The 3,839-nt window shown below is 43.4% G+C and carries 3 protein-coding genes and 1 pseudogene; 1 reads left to right on the forward strand and 3 read right to left on the reverse strand.

Annotated features, from left to right (window positions below):
* On the forward strand, positions 1-463 hold a 463-nt coding region (locus IH598_17755), incomplete at its 5' end, for a YncE family protein (GenBank protein ID MBE0640362.1).
* Between the two features lie 98 nt (positions 464-561).
* Here IH598_17755 and IH598_17760 read toward each other — a convergent pair.
* From IH598_17760 to IH598_17770, 3 genes and pseudogenes are all read right to left on the reverse strand, one after another.
* On the reverse strand, positions 562-864 hold the full coding sequence (locus IH598_17760; GenBank protein MBE0640363.1) for a nucleotidyltransferase domain-containing protein: 303 nt from the start codon (positions 862-864) through the stop codon (positions 562-564).
* Positions 843-1,229, reverse strand: a pseudogene (locus IH598_17765) (HEPN domain-containing protein). Before IH598_17765 ends, IH598_17760 begins: the two are co-directional and overlap by 22 nt.
* Positions 1,230-1,444: 215 nt before the next feature.
* The gene (locus IH598_17770; GenBank protein ID MBE0640364.1) at positions 1,445-3,748 is read right to left on the reverse strand and encodes a hypothetical protein; all 2,304 of its coding nucleotides are present in this window, start codon (positions 3,746-3,748) and stop codon (positions 1,445-1,447) included.
* Between the last annotated feature and the right edge of the window lie 91 nt (positions 3,749-3,839).

Below are 3,839 nucleotides of genomic sequence, written 5' to 3' on the forward strand. Positions count from 1 at the left end.
AACCGATTCGTTATTGGTGGGCAAAGAACCCAATTCGATGGTGTTGGATGCTGCCGGCAAATTGTGGGTGCTGTGCAGTGGCGGGTTTATGGCTGAAGAATTTCCGACTTTGCACCGGATCAACCCGCAATCGTTGGAAACTGAGGCTGTCTTTACATTTCCCGATATTCAAACCTCGCCGTCCTCACTCTGCATCAACGGAACCGGCGATACACTTTATTATCTGAACCAGGGAGTTTACCGGATGCCAACTTCAGGTAATGCATTACCCGAATCTCAATTCATCGGTCAGAATGGCCGCCTGTTCTATACGTTGGGAGTTGGTCCCCGAACCTCCGACATCCTCGTAAGCGACGCCATTGATTACCAGCAACGTGGCGCAGTGCTTCATTACAGTTCAAAAGGTGAATTAATGGGCACATTTAACGCAGGGATTATTCCAGGGAGATTTGTTTTTAATTAAAAATCTTCAAAACCCTGACAGGTGCTGCGCACCCTGTCAGGGTTATTGATCTGGTTTTGATTATGGCCGTAGAGACAAGGCATGCCTTGTCTCTACGACTACTCTATTTCGATTCCTGTCCTTTTGATTTCATTCAAAAAGCCTGGCTGATCATTGTTTTTGTCAATCAGAATTGGCTCGATTCTATCGTCAATTTTCCGGCGCAGTTTCCATAAAAGGGGGTTAACAGAAAAAAAGTCTCCTGAAACACCATTTACTACCACCGCCACATCAATATCGCTATCGTCCCTGCCTGCATCCTTTGCATATGAACCATAAAGGTAAACTGTATCAAGATCAAAATGCTTAGCTAACAAGAGTTTGTATTGCTTAACGAGATTTATAGCTTCTTTTTTATCCATATCTGCAATGCTTTAGTTTGTTCAATTAGCTCCACACATTTCTGATGTGTCAAACTTTTTAATAACCTTTCTTTGTGGGATGGATACCTGGCTTCGATGTTTAAAGGTTCAACCTGGTCAATAAAATCCGTCTGAATTTCTGTAAACTGCTCATAAAAATCACCCTTTTTCGCCAAATATGATAAACTGTGCGAGTATGGCGGTGTTTCTGGCTTTGACGCTGTGAAATAGGCTTTGAAAATTTTCTCGATGGACTGATGACACATAAAGCCGACATACAAATATCTCTTGCTATTTAGCATTGCTACAGCTGTTTCCAGATCATAATCAGAAAGCTCAAGCCAATATTGTACCTATTCATCCATAATTTGCGATTAGAGAATTCAAAGATAGTTTCTTTTTCAAAATCAACGTTTGAGGTCACTTAAGCACCAGTGTAAACCTTGATTCTAAGGTTACAACCTGATTTCAAATTCATGTTAGTTGTTTTGAAGCCTTACAGGGCTTGGCATTCCATAACATTCACAATCATGTTTTTTTTTCTAATAATGGATAAAGGGATTTTCGATTGATAATATATTTATTCATCATTTCTGAGGCATCGGACGCTAATTCCGCTCGTTTTATATCCTTCCTGGCGGTAAACAACTGCCGTGTCATAGACCATGTAACGTAGCCAAGATAGTGTAGGTGGTCCCAGTGTTGAAGACCACCAAAACCCGAGGTCTCCTATGCCATAAAATGCCCCATCAATGAAACGGTATCCGCCTGGAAGTGCAGAAAAGCCAAACTCATCAAATCCGCTGTGGGTAATATTTTGGTTCCAACGTGGATGCATCGTTGTATTGCAGTCGCCACCCATTGGTGAATTTACCTGGCGACAGGACTTGAGGGCGTTAGCGGCTCCTAAGGGGTTTCCTGATTGATTTGGGTAACCCTGTGCTACCACATAATCAACCAAATGTATCCAATCAGCATCAGTCGGCATAGACCATCCTTCGGGACAAATGCCCTGAGTTCCTAAACTATTGGTGTAGTTCATCATTTCGTCCCATTGGTATAAGCCACCATAAATATCGCAGCTTGCTTCGTCATTATTATAACAGTATTTTTCAATAATGCCATTATCTTCCATTTCCTGAGTGACATTGATCATTGTTCCAATGTTTAGGTTTTCTGCCATCCAGCATTGGGCTCCTAGTTGAACGGTGGCATAGGATTGGCCATCGCGCCGATCAACCAATGTGTCTCCACAGTTAAAGCCACCCTGGTCTTTAATAAAATTTGCAGTCAGGGTAATATCCTGCGCTGGCATGGTATAAGTAAAATTTGCCAATTCGCTCACAATTCCATCGTCATCTGTCCAGTTGACAAACTCCCAACCGGGGTTGGCAGTTGCAGAGATATTGACAACCTCCCCAGCTTCGTATTGTCCTTCACCAGATACTGTTCCGGCATCCGAAGGTTCGGCTTCGAGGGTTAGTTGGTAAGTTGTTGGGGGTAAATCATCTCTCAGACAGCGCACGCTGAAACCATACTCTTTAAAATAACTGTACATGATTACATTGGCTTCGTAGTGATACATGTGGTGATTCCAGGCGCTGATTGGTATGGTTTCAGTTGATGACCACCATCCTCCGTACCCCCATAGATAAGCGAAAAGTCCATTGGCTACGCGATAGCCACCCGGAAGGGCTGAAAATCCAAATGCATCAAATCCGTGATGAGTGCCGTGAGCGCTCCATCTCGGATGTTCGGTGGTGTTGCAACCACCACCTAAAGGTGAATCCAACTGACGACAGGATTTAAGTGCATTGCCCGCGCCATTTGGATCATTCCATTGATTTGGGTAACCCTGCGAAACCGCAAAATTGATCAGTTGTGTCCAACTATCCCATGAAGGAACATGCCAACCTTCCGGGCAAAGTTCGTTGGGATCAACTATTGCAAACCAGTTATACAACGCGCCGTAGCTCTCTTTCCATTCGATCAGGTTGCCATACCAGGAATATGCGCCGGTTGTAAGATTGGTCCAATCGTCGCCATTAGTTACATTTGGAATAGGCGTTCCATTTCTGAAGGTTGTTGTTTTCAGGTTTTCCTTCATCCAACATTGTTCGCCAATTAAAACAGTGTTGTAAACGTTGCCGTCTATATCCGAAACAGTCGGGGTTCCGGGACAGGATGTTCCTGTAAAATTAAAATGATAGGTTCTGTCACCTGTGGGAGAACTGCTGATAACCCGCTCTCCGATGTTGGCAAATGCCGTGAATTTCAAGAGGTCGCCGAGGTAATAAACAAAACCGGTTTCTTCATTTTCTGATTTATATTGCTCAAAACCTGATTTTACTCCATTGTATTTCAATGCGCAATTTTTCGGTGATGATGATTGTGCCGGAGTGTTGATCATTTTGATTGTTTGGCTGTGATGATCAGTGCGGGCAGTTAAAAAATAGAGACTTTCCGTGCCAGGGTAAAATGTAAAGGAATGATTGCCCCGATCTAACAGGAATTTTCGGTTCAGCAAATCCCTTCCCAGTATATCACTCACGATGACCCTGACATTTTCGGTTTCAGGTATAAAAAGATCAACGGTCGTTTCGCCACCGAGCGGATTTGGGTAGTTTTGGGAAAGGTAAAACCCATCGCCGCCGATGTTGAGGTTTTCATTGATACCGACCAGATAATCAATCACCAGCACTGTGTCGGGGGCGTAAATGGTGGTATCAAGTTCGCGGGTTAAATTCTCGATAAGAATGCTGTTGAGCGGCACATGCAGGCCGTTTTCATCAGCAGTGAAAGTTAAAGTTATTGTTGATTTTTGGCCATAAACACCGAGGATCAAACCGAGCATTAGAACTGAAAGAAGCAGTCTTGATTTCATATTTTTTTGATTCCAAATTTGGTCTTTACTCATCTTTTAGGCATCGGACGCTAAATCCGCTCGTTTTATATCCTTCCTGGCGGTAAACAAC

The organism is Bacteroidales bacterium, assembly GCA_014860585.1.
GTDB lineage: Bacteria > Bacteroidota > Bacteroidia > Bacteroidales > 4484-276 > RZYY01.

Excerpts from the sequence above, each read along its gene's own strand:
- IH598_17760 (MBE0640363.1), bottom strand. The coding sequence starts at position 864 with ATGGATAAAAAAGAAGCTATAAATCTCGTTAAGCAATACAAACTCTTG.
- IH598_17770 (MBE0640364.1), bottom strand. The coding sequence starts at position 3,748 with ATGAAATCAAGACTGCTTCTTTCAGTTCTAATGCTCGGTTTGATCCTC.